General features: G+C 40.5%; 28 protein-coding genes. All 28 read right to left on the bottom strand.

The window, feature by feature from the left end; genetic code table 11:
- Window positions 1–3 precede the first annotated feature (3 nt).
- On the bottom strand, window positions 4–369 hold the full coding sequence (gene rpsM / locus AC503W_RS00805; RefSeq protein ID WP_063235804.1) for a 30S ribosomal protein S13: 366 nt from the start codon (window positions 367–369) through the stop codon (window positions 4–6).
- A gap of 22 nt (window positions 370–391) precedes the next feature.
- Window positions 392–505, bottom strand: coding sequence for a 50S ribosomal protein L36 (gene rpmJ / locus AC503W_RS00800; RefSeq protein ID WP_003156543.1), 114 nt, complete (start codon window positions 503–505; stop codon window positions 392–394).
- Window positions 506–546: 41 nt separating this feature from the next.
- Complete coding sequence (infA, locus tag AC503W_RS00795) at window positions 547–765, bottom strand: translation initiation factor IF-1 (protein ID WP_028390440.1); 219 nt, start codon at window positions 763–765, stop codon at window positions 547–549.
- Between the two features lie 564 nt (window positions 766–1329).
- Complete coding sequence (locus tag AC503W_RS00790; RefSeq protein ID WP_494915691.1) at window positions 1330–1983, bottom strand: adenylate kinase; 654 nt, start codon at window positions 1981–1983, stop codon at window positions 1330–1332.
- A gap of 58 nt (window positions 1984–2041) precedes the next feature.
- Complete coding sequence (gene secY, locus AC503W_RS00785) at window positions 2042–3337, bottom strand: preprotein translocase subunit SecY (RefSeq protein ID WP_402875677.1); 1296 nt, start codon at window positions 3335–3337, stop codon at window positions 2042–2044.
- Window positions 3337–3777 (bottom strand): 50S ribosomal protein L15, encoded by a 441-nt coding sequence (gene rplO, locus AC503W_RS00780; protein WP_402875679.1) that lies wholly within the window; start codon window positions 3775–3777, stop codon window positions 3337–3339. Before rplO ends, secY begins: the two co-directional genes overlap by 1 nt.
- A gap of 32 nt (window positions 3778–3809) precedes the next feature.
- A complete protein-coding gene (gene rpmD, locus AC503W_RS00775) occupies window positions 3810–3992 on the bottom strand; it encodes a 50S ribosomal protein L30 (RefSeq protein WP_402875681.1) in 183 nt (60 codons plus the stop codon).
- Window positions 3993–4008: 16 nt separating this feature from the next.
- On the bottom strand, window positions 4009–4509 hold the full coding sequence (gene rpsE, locus AC503W_RS00770; protein WP_402875683.1) for a 30S ribosomal protein S5: 501 nt from the start codon (window positions 4507–4509) through the stop codon (window positions 4009–4011).
- A 23-nt stretch (window positions 4510–4532) separates the two neighbouring features.
- Window positions 4533–4895, bottom strand: coding sequence for a 50S ribosomal protein L18 (rplR, locus tag AC503W_RS00765; RefSeq protein WP_402875684.1), 363 nt, complete (start codon window positions 4893–4895; stop codon window positions 4533–4535).
- 32 nt (window positions 4896–4927) lie between these two features.
- Window positions 4928–5464, bottom strand: coding sequence for a 50S ribosomal protein L6 (rplF, locus tag AC503W_RS00760; RefSeq protein WP_402875686.1), 537 nt, complete (start codon window positions 5462–5464; stop codon window positions 4928–4930).
- Window positions 5465–5494: 30 nt separating this feature from the next.
- The gene (gene rpsH, locus AC503W_RS00755; RefSeq protein ID WP_285769160.1) at window positions 5495–5893 is read right to left on the bottom strand and encodes a 30S ribosomal protein S8; all 399 of its coding nucleotides are present in this window, start codon (window positions 5891–5893) and stop codon (window positions 5495–5497) included.
- Window positions 5894–5923: 30 nt separating this feature from the next.
- Complete coding sequence (locus tag AC503W_RS00750) at window positions 5924–6109, bottom strand: type Z 30S ribosomal protein S14 (protein WP_402875689.1); 186 nt, start codon at window positions 6107–6109, stop codon at window positions 5924–5926.
- 25 nt (window positions 6110–6134) lie between these two features.
- A complete protein-coding gene (rplE, locus tag AC503W_RS00745) occupies window positions 6135–6674 on the bottom strand; it encodes a 50S ribosomal protein L5 (RefSeq protein WP_402875691.1) in 540 nt (179 codons plus the stop codon).
- A 29-nt stretch (window positions 6675–6703) separates the two neighbouring features.
- Window positions 6704–7015, bottom strand: coding sequence for a 50S ribosomal protein L24 (gene rplX, locus AC503W_RS00740; RefSeq protein WP_402875692.1), 312 nt, complete (start codon window positions 7013–7015; stop codon window positions 6704–6706).
- 41 nt (window positions 7016–7056) lie between these two features.
- Complete coding sequence (rplN, locus tag AC503W_RS00735; protein ID WP_402875694.1) at window positions 7057–7425, bottom strand: 50S ribosomal protein L14; 369 nt, start codon at window positions 7423–7425, stop codon at window positions 7057–7059.
- A gap of 41 nt (window positions 7426–7466) precedes the next feature.
- Window positions 7467–7730, bottom strand: coding sequence for a 30S ribosomal protein S17 (gene rpsQ, locus AC503W_RS00730; RefSeq protein WP_402875696.1), 264 nt, complete (start codon window positions 7728–7730; stop codon window positions 7467–7469).
- Between the two features lie 18 nt (window positions 7731–7748).
- Window positions 7749–7952 carry a 50S ribosomal protein L29 gene (gene rpmC / locus AC503W_RS00725; RefSeq protein ID WP_034305010.1) on the bottom strand — a complete coding sequence of 68 codons (204 nt, stop codon included), beginning with the start codon at window positions 7950–7952 and terminating at the stop codon, window positions 7749–7751.
- The gene (gene rplP / locus AC503W_RS00720) at window positions 7942–8376 is read right to left on the bottom strand and encodes a 50S ribosomal protein L16 (protein WP_402875698.1); all 435 of its coding nucleotides are present in this window, start codon (window positions 8374–8376) and stop codon (window positions 7942–7944) included. The genes rpmC and rplP overlap by 11 nt, the downstream gene beginning before the upstream one ends.
- 1 nt (window position 8377) lies before the next feature.
- A complete protein-coding gene (gene rpsC, locus AC503W_RS00715; protein WP_402875700.1) occupies window positions 8378–9034 on the bottom strand; it encodes a 30S ribosomal protein S3 in 657 nt (218 codons plus the stop codon).
- Window positions 9035–9037: 3 nt separating this feature from the next.
- Window positions 9038–9379 carry a 50S ribosomal protein L22 gene (gene rplV / locus AC503W_RS00710; RefSeq protein WP_061440384.1) on the bottom strand — a complete coding sequence of 114 codons (342 nt, stop codon included), beginning with the start codon at window positions 9377–9379 and terminating at the stop codon, window positions 9038–9040.
- Between the two features lie 17 nt (window positions 9380–9396).
- Window positions 9397–9675, bottom strand: coding sequence for a 30S ribosomal protein S19 (gene rpsS, locus AC503W_RS00705; RefSeq protein WP_034305018.1), 279 nt, complete (start codon window positions 9673–9675; stop codon window positions 9397–9399).
- Window positions 9676–9735: 60 nt separating this feature from the next.
- Window positions 9736–10566 carry a 50S ribosomal protein L2 gene (rplB, locus tag AC503W_RS00700; protein WP_402875702.1) on the bottom strand — a complete coding sequence of 277 codons (831 nt, stop codon included), beginning with the start codon at window positions 10564–10566 and terminating at the stop codon, window positions 9736–9738.
- Window positions 10567–10592: 26 nt separating this feature from the next.
- Window positions 10593–10877, bottom strand: a complete 285-nt coding sequence (gene rplW, locus AC503W_RS00695) for a 50S ribosomal protein L23 (protein WP_402875704.1) — start codon at window positions 10875–10877, stop codon at window positions 10593–10595.
- Window positions 10877–11500 carry a 50S ribosomal protein L4 gene (rplD, locus tag AC503W_RS00690; protein WP_285769165.1) on the bottom strand — a complete coding sequence of 208 codons (624 nt, stop codon included), beginning with the start codon at window positions 11498–11500 and terminating at the stop codon, window positions 10877–10879. Before rplD ends, rplW begins: the two co-directional genes overlap by 1 nt.
- Window positions 11501–11525: 25 nt before the next feature.
- The gene (rplC, locus tag AC503W_RS00685) at window positions 11526–12155 is read right to left on the bottom strand and encodes a 50S ribosomal protein L3 (protein WP_402875708.1); all 630 of its coding nucleotides are present in this window, start codon (window positions 12153–12155) and stop codon (window positions 11526–11528) included.
- A gap of 39 nt (window positions 12156–12194) precedes the next feature.
- Window positions 12195–12503 carry a 30S ribosomal protein S10 gene (gene rpsJ, locus AC503W_RS00680; RefSeq protein WP_402875709.1) on the bottom strand — a complete coding sequence of 103 codons (309 nt, stop codon included), beginning with the start codon at window positions 12501–12503 and terminating at the stop codon, window positions 12195–12197.
- A 357-nt stretch (window positions 12504–12860) separates the two neighbouring features.
- Window positions 12861–14048: an elongation factor Tu gene (gene tuf, locus AC503W_RS00675; protein WP_402875712.1), complete on the bottom strand. Its 1188-nt coding sequence runs from the start codon at window positions 14046–14048 to the stop codon at window positions 12861–12863.
- Between the two features lie 119 nt (window positions 14049–14167).
- The gene (fusA, locus tag AC503W_RS00670) at window positions 14168–16246 is read right to left on the bottom strand and encodes an elongation factor G (RefSeq protein ID WP_402875714.1); all 2079 of its coding nucleotides are present in this window, start codon (window positions 16244–16246) and stop codon (window positions 14168–14170) included.
- Window positions 16247–16288: the final 42 nt, after the last annotated feature.

Raw genomic sequence — 16288 nt, 5'->3', positions numbered from 1 at the left:
TAATTATTTTTTCTTGTTAGCTACTGTACGACGAGGTCCTTTACGCGTACGTGCATTGTTTTTTGTGTTTTGTCCACGAACAGGAAGACCACGACGGTGACGTAAACCACGGTATGAACCGATTTCCATTAAACGTTTGATGTTAAGGGAAATTTCACGACGTAGATCGCCTTCTACTTTTAACTTGTCAATGATATCACGAATTTTGTTTAATTCGTCTTCCGTTAAATCACGAACGCGAGTTTCTTCAGAGATACCAGCTTCTGCAAGAATTTTAATCGCTGTTTGTTTTCCAATACCATATATATATGTTAATGAGATAACAATTCGTTTGTCACGGGGAATATCTACTCCAGCAATACGTGCCATGCTTGAGTGCACCTCCTTCTATTTAGCCTTGTTTTTGTTTATGTTTAGGGTTTTCGCAAATAACCATAACTTTACCTTTTCTGCGGATAACTTTACACTTTTCGCAGATTGGTTTGACTGATGGTCTGACTTTCATTGCTATCTAACCTCCTTATACAGATCGGAGCGTAACCGGAATTATTTAAACCGGTATGTGATTCTGCCGCGAGTTAGATCATACGGGGAAAGCTCAACCGTAACTTTATCTCCAGGCAAAATGCGAATAAAGTGCATACGAATTTTACCGGATACATGAGCTAAAACAGTATGACCATTTTCTAATTCTACCTTAAACATTGCATTTGGCAAAGTCTCTTGTACTGTGCCTTCTACTTCAATTACATCGTCTTTCGCCATTAAAGTGATTCTCCCTTCTCTATGCGTGAACCTATTACAGGTACACATCTTTCCGTCAACTTTACTCCAGTCCAATTATCCTCAAAAGTCTTACAATTCTGCATCAAGTATTCACCATTTTTGTAGAACCAGGCTTTAACTGAGGACCTTATCAGCTGGACCGAAATGAGGATTTTATGGGTCCTCATGTAAGTCTTGACCGATTCCGTGACCGACATACTCTCAAAAAAAGAGAAGCAATTAGTCTCGACATAGGCTTGAATAGCATGGGAGATGTTTGAAAGGCGCACGCCTGGCATAGCTACTTTCTACCCTCTTTATCACGACTCTTTAGGAAATCTACTAGAGTCGTTGCATTTCTTCAACAATTTTGCCGACCGGATATGTCCATGAAGATTACTTAAAACGTAATCGCCCAATTCAGGGAATACCAAGTGCAAGAACCTGATCGATAAATGTGTAAATGCCGTTGCGAAATCCATTATACCCTTTGTATGAAAGGAATGCACCATATTTAAACAGGAAGTTTTAAAATGGCAGGATTTCATAAATTATCAAGAATGATTATTTTTGCAATGGATCAAGTAGCACATCAATGTTTTCAAATACCTTATTAATATCTTGCTGTCCATTAATGTCGACCAAGTACCCTTTTTCTCCGTAGAAATCAAGAAGTGGCTTAGTTTGTTTCAAATTCACATCTAAGCGATTTTGAACCGTTTCTTCATTATCGTCAGCACGTTGATATAAGTCTCCGCCGCAACGGTCACATACATCTTCTTTTGTTGGAGGATTGAAAACAAGGTGATATGTCGAACCGCAAGATTTGCAAATGCGACGACCTGTCAATCTTTCCATTAAGATGCTTTTATCAACATTGATATTAATTACAAAATTAATTTTTCGATCTAAATCAGCAAGAATGTTTTCAAGAGCTTCTGCTTGTGCCACAGTACGTGGGAAACCATCAAGTAGAAATCCTTTTAAGCAATCTTCCTTGCTTAAACGCTCACGAACAATGCCGATGGTTACTTCATCAGGAACCAATTCGCCCTTATCCATGAATGATTTAGCCTTTAGACCTAATTCTGTTCCATCTTTGATAGCTGTTCGGAACATATCTCCAGTAGAAATATGAGGGATGTTATATTTTTCTACGATTTTTTCGGCTTGAGTACCTTTACCAGCACCCGGTAGCCCCATTAAAACTAGATTCAATGTTCTTCCCCCTCAAACTCTATAATGGGTAAAGGGAACATATCGTTCCCAGAACTCATTACTTTATAAAGCCTTTATAGTGTCTCTTCACTAGTTGTGCTTCTAGCTGTTTCATCGTATCAAGGGCAACCCCGACTACGATTAGCAAACTAGTTCCGCCAATCTGAGCAGATTGTGGAAGATCAGCAAGCTTTATGAAGAATACCGGTAAAACGGCAATGGCTGCTAAGAATAAAGAGCCAACGAACGTTAAGCGATATAAAACACTAGTTAAATATTCTTGTGTACTCTTACCTGGACGAATCCCTGGCACATAGCCACCTTGCTTTTTCAGATTTTCAGACATTTGCTCAGGATTAACCTGAATGAACGCATAAAAATATGAGAAGGCAATAATAAGAGCAACATATATGATCATGCCAATTGGCTTAGTATAATCAAGGTTTGTTGAAATCCAAGTAGTCACGCTATTCTTCCCGAAGAAAGAGGCGATCGTTGTTGGAGTGATAATAAATGCAGTTGCGAAGATTACCGGGATAACACCCGCAGCATTTACTTTCAATGGTAAATGGGTAGATTGACCACCCATTTGCGTACGACCCACCGCAGCACGTTTGGCATATTGGATTGGAATCTTACGTAATGCTTGCTGAATGAAGATTACAGCAACCACGATTGCTAATACTGCTACTATGATAAGGATAATGGTTACAATTCGTAAGAATAGTTGGTCCCCAGCATTTTCAAACTGCTGTGCATAGATTTGGTTGGCCGTATTAGGCAAACTAGATACAATACCAGCAAAGATAATAATGGAAATCCCATTACCGACACCTTTAGCAGTAATCAACTCTCCTAACCACAAAAGAAAAGCTGTTCCTGCCGTTAAGACAGTCGCAATAAGCAAGTATGTTGCAACCCCAGGAGATTCAATTAACGAGCCACCCGACATATTGTTAAATCCATAAGACATACCCAAAGCTTGGATAAATCCAAGGACAATAGTGAAGTAACGTGTAAATTGAGCCAATTTACGGCGCCCTGCCTCCCCTTGTTTCGACCATTCAGTGAACTTTGGAACAACGTCCATCTGTAATAGCTGTACGATGATTGATGCCGTGATATACGGCATGATCCCCATCGCCAAAATAGAGAAGTTTTGCAGTGCTCCGCCGCCAAAGGTATTTAAAAGACCGATGACGCTCATTTGGTCCTGTTCAGCAAGAAAACCGGCATTCACATGCGGTACAGGAATAAATGTACCGATGCGATAGACGATTAACATGAGAAGGGTAAAAATTATCTTATTTCTTATTTCACCCACGCGCATAAAATTGGAGATCGTGCGAAACATTAGATCACCTCTGTGTTACCGCCAGCAGCTTCGATAGCTTCTTTTGCAGTAGAAGAGAATTTGTGAGCTTTAACAGTAAGCTTTTTCTCAATGTTTCCTTTAGCAAGAATCTTGATTCCTGCTTTTTCTTTACTTACGATACCAGTCTCAAGTAAAAGAGCTGGAGTTACTTCAGTACCGTCTTCGAAAAGATTTAACGTATCAAGATTTACGATAGCATAGTCTTTACGGTTAACGTTGGTAAATCCACGTTTAGGCAAACGTCTGAATAGAGGAGTTTGACCCCCTTCAAATCCAAGGCGTACACCGCCGCCAGAGCGAGCGTTTTGTCCTTTGTGTCCTTTACCTGCTGTTTTACCGTTACCAGATCCAATACCGCGACCTTTACGTTTACGTTCTTTACGAGAACCTTCTGCAGATTTTAACTCATGAAGTTTCATGTTGGCACCTCCTTGTTAAGTTAAAAATTATTTTATTGTTCTTTTACAGTAACAAGATGAGATACTTTGGTAATCATACCACGAATCGCAGGGTTGTCATCTTGAACAACCGTTTGATGCATTTTGTGTAAACCCAAAGTGTTAACTGTAACACGTTGATCTTCAGGACGACCGATCAAGCTGCGAGTGAGGGTAATTTCTAATTTATTAGCCATTATACGATTTCCCTCCTTATCCTAACAGTTCTTGTACTGATTTACCACGTAACTTAGCTACGTCCTCAGCACGTTTTAATTGCTTCAATCCTTCGATTGTTGCACGAACCATATTAATAGGTGTGTTAGTACCTAATGATTTAGACAAGATATCACTAATTCCGCCTAATTCAAGGACCGCACGAACAGGACCACCAGCAATAACTCCTGTACCTTCAGAAGCTGGTTTCAAAAGAATGTGACCAGCGCCAAAGTGACCATTCACAAGGTGAGGAATTGTAGTTCCTACCATTGGTACAGTAATTAGATTTTTCTTAGCATCCTCAATAGCTTTACGGATTGCATCCGGAACTTCTTGAGCTTTACCAGTACCAAATCCAACATGACCGTTTTTATCACCTACAACAACTAGTGCAGTGAAACGGAAACGACGTCCGCCTTTAACAACTTTAGCTACACGGTTTACGGTAACTACGCGTTCTTCAAGTTCTAATTTATTAGGATCAATGCTACGCATCTGTATATGTCCCTCCTTATCCATTAAAATTCTAAGCCGTTTTCACGAGCAGCGTCAGCTAATGCTTTAACACGACCATGGAAGAGGTAACCACCGCGGTCAAATACCACAGCTTTTAAACCCTTTTCAATAGCACGTTTCGCAATAAGTTCGCCAACTTTTTGAGCTGCTTCAGCGTTGCTACCAGCTTCAATGCTAATCTCTTTATCAAGAGTTGAAGCACTTGCTAATGTTACGCCTTTTGCATCGTCAATCAATTGTGCGTAAATGTGTTTGTTTGAACGGAACACATTTAAACGAGGACGAGCTTCCGTTCCAGAAATCTTTGCACGTACACGTGCATGGCGTTTCTGACGAGTAGCATTTTTATCAAGCTTCGTAATCATTTACGTCACTCCTTTCGTTTACTTAAGCAGCATTACTTACCAGTTTTACCTTCTTTACGACGAACGAATTCGCCAACGTAACGGATACCTTTACCTTTATACGGTTCAGGTGGGCGAGTATCACGAATGTTAGCTGCAAGAGCACCTACACGTTCTTTACTAGCACCTTTAACGATTACTTTTGTATTAGAAGGAACTTCGACTTCAACGCCTGCTTCTGGTTCTATTTCTACAGGGTGAGAATATCCTACGTTAAGGATAAGCTTAGTACCTTGCTTTTGAGCACGGTACCCAACCCCAATAAGTTCTAGTGACTTTTCGAATCCTTTTGAAACTCCTTCAATCATGTTAGCGATAAGAGCGCGAGTAGTACCGTGTAAAGAACGGTGAGCTTTCTCGTCAGACGGGCGTGTAACAGTTACCACGTTCTCTTCAACAACGATTGTAAGATCAGGATTAAATGATCTAGTTAATTCACCTTTAGGGCCTTTAACAGTTACTTCACTTCCGTTTACAGTAACTGTTACGCCTGCAGGGATTTCAACAGGTTTTTTACCTATACGAGACATATTGTGCACCTCCATTCTTGTGAAAATGTATTACCAAACGTATGCTAAAACTTCTCCGCCAACTTGTTTAGAGCGAGCTTCCTTGTCTGTTAAAACTCCGTGAGAAGTAGAAACAATTGCGATACCTAAACCGTTTAGAACGCGTGGTACCTCTCCAGTTTTTGCATATACACGCAAACCAGGTTTGCTGATACGTTTAAGACCAGTGATAACACGTTCGTTGTTTGCACCGTATTTTAAGAAGATACGGATGATACCTTGTTTGTTGTCTTCGATTAATTCAAAGTCACGTACGAAGCCCTCACGCTTTAAGATCTCAGCAATTTCCTTTTTGATCTTTGAAGCAGGAACTTCTAGCTTTTCGTGACGAACCATATTCGCATTACGGATGCGAGTAAGCATATCTGCAATAGGATCTGTCATGACCATTTTATTTTACCTCCTTCCCAAACTCGGGTTTTACCAGCTAGCTTTTTTAACGCCAGGAATTTGTCCTTTATGTGCAAGTTCGCGGAAACAAATACGACATAGTTTAAATTTACGTATTACAGAATGTGGACGGCCGCAACGTTCGCAACGTGTATATTCTTGTACTTTAAACTTTTGTTCGCGTTTTTGCTTTACGATCATAGACTTTTTAGCCACGATTTCGCCTCCCTTTATTTAGAGATTACTTTTGGAACGGCATTCCAACTTGAGTAAGTAGTTCACGAGCTTCTTCGTCAGTGTTGGCAGTCGTTACGATAACGATATCCATACCACGAACTTTGCTCACTTTATCGTAATCAATCTCAGGGAAGATAAGTTGTTCTTTAATACCTAATGTATAGTTCCCACGTCCGTCAAAAGATTTCTTTGAAACGCCGCGGAAATCACGTACACGTGGTAAAGATACAGATACTAGCTTATCAAGGAATTGATACATACGTTCTCCACGTAGTGTAACCTTCGCTCCGATAGGCATACCTTCACGCAAACGGAATCCTGCGATTGATTTTTTAGCTTTAGTTATTACTGGTTTTTGACCAGCGATAAGTGTTAATTCTTCAACTGCTGTATCTAAAGCTTTTGAGTTAGATACTGCGTCACCAACACCCATGTTAATAACGATCTTTTCAATAGTTGGTACTTGCATTACTGATTGATAGTTGAATTTACCCATTAATGATGGTGTAATTTCGCTGTTATATTTTTCTTTAAGGCGGCTCATTGCTTCGTGTACCTCCCTTCATTTATGACTTATTTATCTAAAGATTCACCTGATATTTTAGCTACGCGTACTTTCTTGCCGTTTTCAATCTTATATCCAACACGAGTCGGTTTACCTGTTTTCGGATCAAGAGGCATTACATTGGATGCGTGAATAGCAGCTTCTCGGCTGATAATTCCACCTTGTGGATTAACTTGAGATGGCTTAGAGTGCTTTTTCACAATATTAATTCCTTCAACAAGCACACGATTTTGTTTCGGATATGCTTCAAGAATTGTTCCTTGTTTGCCTTTGTCCTTACCAGAGATGACTACGACTTTGTCACCTTTTTTAACATGCATTAGCTTGGCACCTCCTTGAAAGGCTTTACGAAATTTAACTATTATAAAACTTCTGGAGCTAGAGAAACGATCTTCATGAAACTGTTATCACGTAATTCACGAGCAACAGGTCCAAAAATACGAGTTCCACGTGGGCTCTTATCGTCACGGATAATTACACATGCGTTCTCATCGAAACGAATGTAAGAACCGTCAGGACGACGCATACCACGTTTTGTACGAACAACAACAGCCTTAACGACTTCACCTTTTTTAACAACGCCTCCAGGTGTTGCTTGTTTAACGGTACAAACTATAACATCGCCGATATTAGCATATTTACGTCCAGAACCACCTAGTACTTTAATAGCTAGAACTTCACGTGCACCTGAATTGTCAGCGACTTTTAAACGAGATTCTTGTTGAATCATGTACGGTACCTCCCTTCGGAATTAACTTAATCCGAACAAAATTAAATGATTACTGATTTTTCTACTACTTCTAGAAGACGGAAACGTTTTGTAGCTGAAAGTGGACGAGTTTCCATGATACGTACTACATCGCCTGCTTTAGCTTCATTCAGCTCGTCATGAGCTTTTAACTTTTTAGAGTATTTTACGCGTTTACCGTATAAAGAATGCTTTTTATAGGTTTCTACAACGACTGTTACGGTTTTATCCATTTTGTCGGATACTACGCGGCCAGTGTAGACTTTGCGTTGGTTGCGTTCGCTCATTATGCAAACCTCCATTCATTATCGATTAGTGACACCGATCTCTCTTTGACGAACAACTGTTTTCATACGAGCGATCGATTTGCGAACTTCACGGATGCGAGCTGTATTTTCAAGTTGTCCAGTAGCTAACTGGAAACGAAGATTAAATAGTTCTTCTTTAAGAGATTTTAGTTTTTGTTCAATTTCAGCAGTGGTTAGATCTTTGATTTCATTAGCTTTCATTTGTTTCACCACCAATTTCCTCTCTTTTTACAAACTTACATTTGATTGGAAGTTTGTGTGCTGCAAGGCGCAATGCTTCTCTTGCCACCTCTTCAGATACACCAGAGATTTCAAACAATACTTTGCCCGGTTTAACGACTGCTACCCAACCTTCAGGAGCACCTTTACCGGAACCCATCCGTACTTCAAGCGGCTTAGCAGTGTAAGGTTTGCTTGGGAAGATCTTGATCCAAACTTTACCTCCACGCTTCATGTAACGAGTCATCGCTACACGAGCTGCTTCGATTTGACGGTTAGTGATCCAGGAAGCTTCTTGAGCTTGAAGTCCAAATTCTCCGAAATGAACTTCACGTCCGCCTTTAGCCATCCCTCTCATCTTACCGCGATGTTCACGACGGTATTTTACGCGTTTTGGCAATAACATATTATTTTCCTCCTTCCTCAGATTTCTTCTTAGTAGGAAGAACTTCTCCACGGTAGATCCAAACTTTCACGCCTAGCTTCCCGTAAGTAGTATCTGCTTCAGCATGAGCATAATCTATGTCAGCACGAAGTGTGTGAAGTGGAACTGTTCCCTCGCTGTAGTGTTCAGCACGAGCAATATCTGCACCGCCAAGACGACCAGAAACTTGAGTTTTGATTCCTTTAGCGCCTGAACGCATTGTACGTTGAATAGCTTGTTTTTGAGCACGACGGAATGAAACACGATTTTCTAATTGACGAGCGATGTTCTCAGCAACCAATTTCGCATCAAGATCTGCTCTTTTGATTTCGATGATATTGATGTGAACTCTTTTGCCAGTTAATTGGTTTAATGCTTTACGAAGTGCTTCAACTTCAGTGCCGCCCTTACCGATAACCATACCTGGTTTAGCAGTATGAACTGATACATTGATGCGGTTAGCTGCACGTTCGATTTCAACCTTGGATACAGAAGCATCACTTAGACGTTTCGCGATATACTCACGAACTCTAAGGTCTTCATGCAAAAGAACTGCGTAGTCTTTATCAGCGTACCATTTGGATTCCCAATCACGGATGATCCCGATACGCATACCGACTGGATTTACCTTTTGACCCACAGATTACCCCTCCTTCTTTTCTGATACAACGATTGTAATATGACTAGTACGTTTGTTAATTGCACTCGCACGACCTTGAGCGCGAGGACGGAAACGTTTTAATGTTGGTCCTTCGTTAACGTATGCCTCTGAAACGACTAGGTTATTGATATCCATTTCGTAGTTATGTTCTGCATTTGCGATAGCAGATTTCAGAATTTTTTCTACGACTGGAGAAGCAGATTTTGGTGTTAAGCGAAGAATCGCTACTGCTTCACCTACTTGTTTTCCTCGAATTAAGTCTGCGACTAAACGCACTTTACGAGGAGCAATACGAACTGTTCTAGCGACAGCTTTTGCTTGCATGAGATGCCCTCCTCTCATTAACGTCTTGTTTTCTTGTCATCACTTGCGTGACCTTTATAAGTGCGTGTAGGCGCGAATTCGCCTAGTTTGTGACCTACCATGTCTTCTGTTACATAAACCGGCACATGCTTACGACCGTCATAAACAGCGATTGTATGTCCGATGAATTGCGGGAAGATTGTTGAGCGACGAGACCAAGTTTTTACTACCTGTTTCTTGTCTGCTTCATTTAATTTTTCAACTTTTACCAATAAATGATCATCAACAAAAGGCCCTTTTTTTAAGCTACGACCCATGCGAGTACCTCCCTTCGTGATCGTTCTACGGTCCGATTAATGAACCGTAGCTCAACCCCGTTATTTTTTACGACGACGAACGATAAATTTATCGGATTTATTTTTCTTCTTACGTGTTTTGAATCCAAGAGTTGGTTTACCCCAAGGAGACATTGGTGATTTACGTCCGATTGGTGCTTTACCTTCACCACCACCGTGTGGGTGATCATTCGGGTTCATTACTGATCCACGTACAGTTGGGCGTTTACCTAACCAACGATTACGACCAGCTTTACCAATGTTGATAAGTTCATGTTGTTCGTTACCAACTTGACCGATTGTAGCACGGCAAGTAGCAAGAATCATACGAACCTCACCAGAATTTAAACGTACAAGAACATAACGACCTTCTTTACCAAGTACTTGTGCAGATGTACCTGCAGAACGGACTAATTGTCCACCTTTTCCTGGTTTTAATTCGATGTTATGAATTACTGTACCAACTGGGATGTTAATTAGAGGAAGTGCGTTACCCACTTTAATATCGGCTTCTGGGCCAGACATAACTTCCAAACCTACTTCTAGGTTTTTAGGAGCTAGGATATAACGTTTTTCTCCATCAACGTAATTAATTAATGCAATGTTTGCAGAACGATTTGGATCGTACTCAATAGTAGCAACGCGTCCTGGTATACCATCTTTATTCCGTTTGAAATCGATGATACGGTATTGACGCTTGTGGCCGCCACCTTGATGACGAACTGTTAACTTACCTTGGTTATTACGGCCGCCTTTATTGTGTAAAGGAGCAAGTAATGATTTTTCGGGTTTGTCTGTAGTAATCTCAGCAAAATCCGAAGTTGTCATATTACGTCGACCGTTAGAGGTAGGTTTATACTTCTTAATCGCCATTTGTATTTCCCTCCTTCTCTAATGAATTAAGCTTCGAATAGCTCGATTTCTTTGCTGTCAGCAGTTAATTTAACAATAGCTTTACGGCGCTTGTTAGTATAGCCTGCATGTTTGCCCATGCGTTTGAATTTACCTTTGTAGTTCATGATATTTACCTTTTCAACTTTTACGCCGAAAACTTCTTGAACCGCATCTTTAACTTGAGTTTTGTTAGCTCTAACATCAACTTCAAAAGTATACTTCTTTTCAGCCATAGCGTCTGAAGAAGCTTCTGTGATTACGGGGCGCTTAATGATATCGCGTGCATCCATTATGCAAGCACCTCCTCTACTTTTTCGACAGCTGATTTAGTCAAGATCAATTTGTTGTGTGAAACAACATCAAGAACATTAAGACCAACAGCTTCAACCACAGTAACACCTGGGATGTTACGTGCAGAAAGAGCAACCTTCTCATCTAAACCGTCAGTAACGATCAACGTTTTAGTATCTACAGAAAGATTTTTTAGTACAGCTACAAATTCTTTCGTTTTTGGAGCTTCGAAAGACAAGCTTTCAAGTACTAAGATGTTTTCTTCCAATGCCTTTGCAGACAATGCAGATTTAATAGCTAAGCGACGTACCTTTTTAGGCAACTTGTAAGAGTATGATCTTGGAGTTGGTCCAAAAACGATACCACCGCCACGCCATTGTGGAGAACGGATAGAACCTTGACGCGCACGTCCAGTTCCTTTTTGTTTCCAAGGTTTACGTCCACCGCCTGCAACTTCAGAACGGTTTTTAACTTTATGAGTTCCTTGACGTAAGGAAGCTCGTTGCATGATGATTGCTTCAAATAATACATGATTATTAGGTTCGATACCAAAGATGGATTCGTTTAGCTCGATGTCGCCAACTTGTGAACCTGTTTGGTTGAACAATGTAACTTTTGGCATTCTATTGCTCCTCCTTTCTCAGAAATTACTTTGCTTTAACAGCAGTTTTAACTTTGATCAGCGCTTTTCTAGCACCAGGTACATTACCTTTGACCAATAGTAGATTACGTTCAACATCAACTTTAACGATAGCTAAGTTTTGAACAGTAACTTGTTCCCCACCCATACGTCCTGGTAATAGTTTACCTTTGAATACGCGGTTTGGAGCAACAGGACCCATTGAACCTGGGCGACGGTGGTAACGAGAACCATGAGTCATCGGTCCGCGAGATTGTCCGTGGCGTTTAATAGCACCTTGGAAACCTTTACCTTTTGAAATTCCTATTACATCTACTAAATCGCCTTCAGCGAAAATACTAACATTGACTTCTTGACCGATCTCGTATGAAGCAAGATCCGTTCCGCGGAATTCGCGAATGAAGCGCTTAGGAGTAGTATTTGCTTTTTCAACGTGTCCCTTTTCAGGTTTGTTAGAAAGCTTTTCGCGTTTGTTTTCAAAACCAACTTGAATTGCTTCATAACCGTCAGTTTCAACAGTTTTCTTTTGAAGTACTACATTGTTAGCAGCTTCGATTACTGTTACCGGGATAAGTTCGCCATTTTCAGCAAAAACTTGAGTCATACCGATTTTTCTTCCTAAGATTCCTTTGGTCATAAGTCACACCTCCTAGAGTAATTGTTCATATTATATAAATTATAATTTAATTTCGATGTCAACGCCTGACGGTAAATCTAAACGCATCAATGAATCAACTGTTTGCGGAGTTGGATTAACGATATCGATTAGACGTTTATGCGTACGCATTTCGAATTGTTCGCGAGAGTCTTTGTATTTATGAACCGCACGAAGGACCGTATAGATAGATCTTTCAGTTGGCAATGGAATTGGACCAGCAACAGTCGCACCAGAACGTTTTGCAGTTTCAACAATTTTCTCAGCAGATTGATCAAGGATTCTGTGATCATATGCTTTCAAACGAATACGAATTTTTTGTTTTGCCATAATTTTCCCTCCTTTTCGCCTATTTTATAAAATAGACCTTCTCAATGGAAATTTCCCACACACTCGCCATGGCAAAGCGGCCGGGTGTGTCAGCAACCTTCCATATCATCGCAGTCAAAGACCAACATTGTCTATTATACATAACACACAAGTTAAATGCAAGTTAAACTTAAATCTTTCTTGTGCAACACACTTTTATTATTATACATACAATCTTTAGGATTTACAAGTAGATTCTATATCTCTATTTCTAACCAGTTTCTTCTATTATAATCCTAAAGGCAAAAAAAAGAAGCAGACGGCGTCCCATCTGCTTCTTCCGGAAGGCGTCCCTTCCAATATTCGATTTAGAATCGATTATTCTTGGATTGTAGCAACTACACCAGCGCCTACAGTACGTCCACCCTCACGGATAGAGAATTTAGTACCTTCTTCGATAGCGATAGGAGCGATAAGTTCTACTGACATTTCAATGTTATCTCCAGGCATAACCATTTCTACGCCTTCAGGAAGGTTACAAATACCAGTTACGTCAGTTGTACGGAAGTAGAACTGCGGACGGTAGTTTGTGAAGAATGGAGTATGACGTCCACCTTCTTCTTTAGAAAGAACATAAACTTCAGCTTTGAATTTGCTGTGTGGAGTGATTGTATTTGGCTTAGCAAGTACTTGTCCACGTTGGATATCTTCACGAGCAACACCACGAAGTAGAGCTCCGATGTTGTCACCAGCTTCAGCATAATCAAGAAGTTTACGGAACATTTCAACACCAGTTACAGTTGTTGGTTTTGCTTCGTCGTTGAAACCGATGATGTCTACAACGTCACCGACTTTAACTTGTCCACGTTCAACACGTCCTGTAGCAACTGTTCCACGACCAGTGATTGAGAATACATCCTCAACTGGCATCATGAATGGTTTGTCAGTGTCACGAGTTGGTTCTGGAATGTACTCGTCAACAGCAGCCATTAATTCATGAATTTTTTCTTCCCAAGCAGCATCTCCTTCAAGAGCTTTAAGAGCAGAACCTTTGATAACTGGAACGTCATCGCCAGGGAAATCGTATTCAGAAAGAAGATCACGAATTTCCATTTCTACTAATTCAAGAAGTTCTTCGTCATCAACCATGTCGCATTTGTTCATGAATACAACTAGGAAAGGAACACCAACTTGTTTAGAAAGAAGGATGTGCTCACGAGTTTGAGGCATTGGGCCATCAGCAGCAGAAACTACTAAGATACCACCATCCATTTGTGCAGCACCAGTGATCATGTTTTTAACATAGTCAGCATGTCCTGGGCAGTCAACGTGTGCATAGTGACGAGTAGCTGTTTCGTACTCAACGTGTGCAGTAGAGATTGTGATACCACGTTCTCTTTCTTCTGGCGCACCATCAATTTGGTCATACGCGCGTGCTTCTGCTCCACCAGCTTTAGCAAGTACAGTAGTGATTGCAGCAGTTAGAGTTGTTTTACCATGGTCAACGTGTCCAATTGTTCCAACGTTAACATGCGGTTTTGAACGATCATATTTAGCTTTTCCCATTAGGAATTCCTCCTTAAAAATATAAAAATAGTTTAAGTATATAAGGGCTGTGAAAGAAGATAAATTCTTCCAACACAGCTTACATAAGTAGTTATACTTTAATAAGAGATGAAAATCAATTATTCACCTTTATTTTTTTTGATGATTTCTTCAGAAATGCTCTTAGGTACTTCTTCATAGTGATCGAAGTGCATAGAGAATGTTCCGCGTCCTTGAGTGTTTGAACGTAATGAAGTTGCATAACCGAACATTTCGGATAGTGGAACCATCGCTTTAACCATTTGAGTGTTTCCGCGAGCTTCCAAACCTTCTACGCGTCCACGACGAGATGTAATATCTCCCATGATATCGCCTAGGTAATCTTCAGGGATTACAACTTCCACTTTCATGATAGGTTCAAGGATAACCGGCTTACATTTTGAAGCAGCATTTTTAAGCGCCATTGATGCAGCGATTTTAAATGCCATTTCATTGGAGTCAACGTCATGGTAAGATCCGTCGAATAATTTTGCTTTAATATCAACTAATGGGTAACCAGCAAGTACTCCACGGTCAAGTGAATCAACTAATCCAGCTTGTACTGCAGGAATATACTCACGAGGTACTACACCACCGACGATAGCATTTTCAAATTCGAATCCTTTACCTTCTTCGTTTGGTCCAAATTCAATCCAAACGTGTCCGAATTGTCCACGTCCACCAGATTGACGAACGAATTTACCTTCAACTTTAGCTGAACCACGGAAAGTTTCACGGTAAGCAACTTGAGGAGCACCTACGTTAGCTTCCACTCTGAATTCACGACGCATACGGTCAACAAGGATGTCCAAGTGAAGTTCACCCATACCAGCGATAATTGTTTGACCAGTTTCTTGGTCAGTATGCGCACGGAATGTTGGATCTTCGTCTTGAAGCTTTTGTAAAGCTTGAGACATTTTGTCTTGGTCTGCTTTCGATTTTGGTTCAACAGAAAGTGAGATAACTGGTTCTGGGAATACCATTGATTCAAGGATAACTTGATCCTTATCATCACATAGTGTATCACCAGTAGTCGTATCTTTCAAACCAACAGCTGCAGCGATATCCCCAGCATATACTGTAGAAATCTCTTCACGGCTGTTTGCATGCATTTGAAGGATACGTCCAATACGTTCACGTTTACCTTTTGTTGAGTTGATTACATATGATCCAGATTCTAATGTACCAGAGTACACACGGAAGAATGTAAGTTTACCAACATAAGGGTCTGTCATAACTTTAAACGCTAAAGCAGAGAACGGTTCAGAATCATCTGAGTGACGTTCTACTTCTTCTTCAGTATCCGGAAGAGTACCTTTGATTGCAGGTACGTCTAATGGAGATGGAAGGAAGTCAATAACGTTATCAAGCATTAATTGAACACCTTTATTTTTGAACGCTGAACCACAGATAACTGGGAAGAATTCAACATTAACGGTTGCAGTACGGATAGCAGCTTTTAATTCAGCAATGCTGATTTCTTCGCCACCAAGGTATTTTTCCATTAAGTCTTCATTAACTTCAGCGACCGCTTCGATTAATTTCTCACGGTACTCTTCAGCTAATTCAAGGTGTTCTGCAGGAATTTCACCAACAGTGATATCAGTTCCTAAATCATTTGAATAGAAATGAGCTTTCATTTCAATTAAGTCAATGATAGCGGAAAAATTATCTTCAGCACCAATTGGTAATTGGACCGGATGAGCGTTTGCTTGCAAACGATCGTGGATAGTTCCTACTGAATAAAGGAAATCCGCACCGATTTTGTCCATTTTGTTAACGAATACGACACGTGGTACACCGTATGTTGTAGCTTGGCGCCAAACTGTTTCAGTTTGAGGCTCAACACCTGATTGGGCATCAAGTACAGCTACAGCTCCATCAAGTACACGTAAAGAACGTTCAACTTCAACTGTGAAGTCTACGTGTCCCGGTGTATCAATGATGTTTACGCGGTGACCTTTCCACTGTGCAGTTGTTGCAGCGGATGTGATCGTGATTCCACGTTCTTGTTCTTGCTCCATCCAGTCCATTTGTGAAGCACCTTCGTGTGTTTCACCAATTTTGTGGATTTTACCAGTATAGTAAAGAACGCGTTCTGTTGTAGTCGTTTTACCAGCATCAATATGTGCCATGATACCGATATTACGAGTATTTGCTAAGGAGAACTCTCTTGCCATTTGTCTTTCTCCTTCCTATTATAAGGATTTTATTGTTATTGA

The sequence above is a fragment of the Peribacillus suis genome, assembly GCF_059384845.1.
Note: the sequence above shows the minus strand (reverse complement) of the source record. Positions and strands in the feature narration are given on the sequence as shown.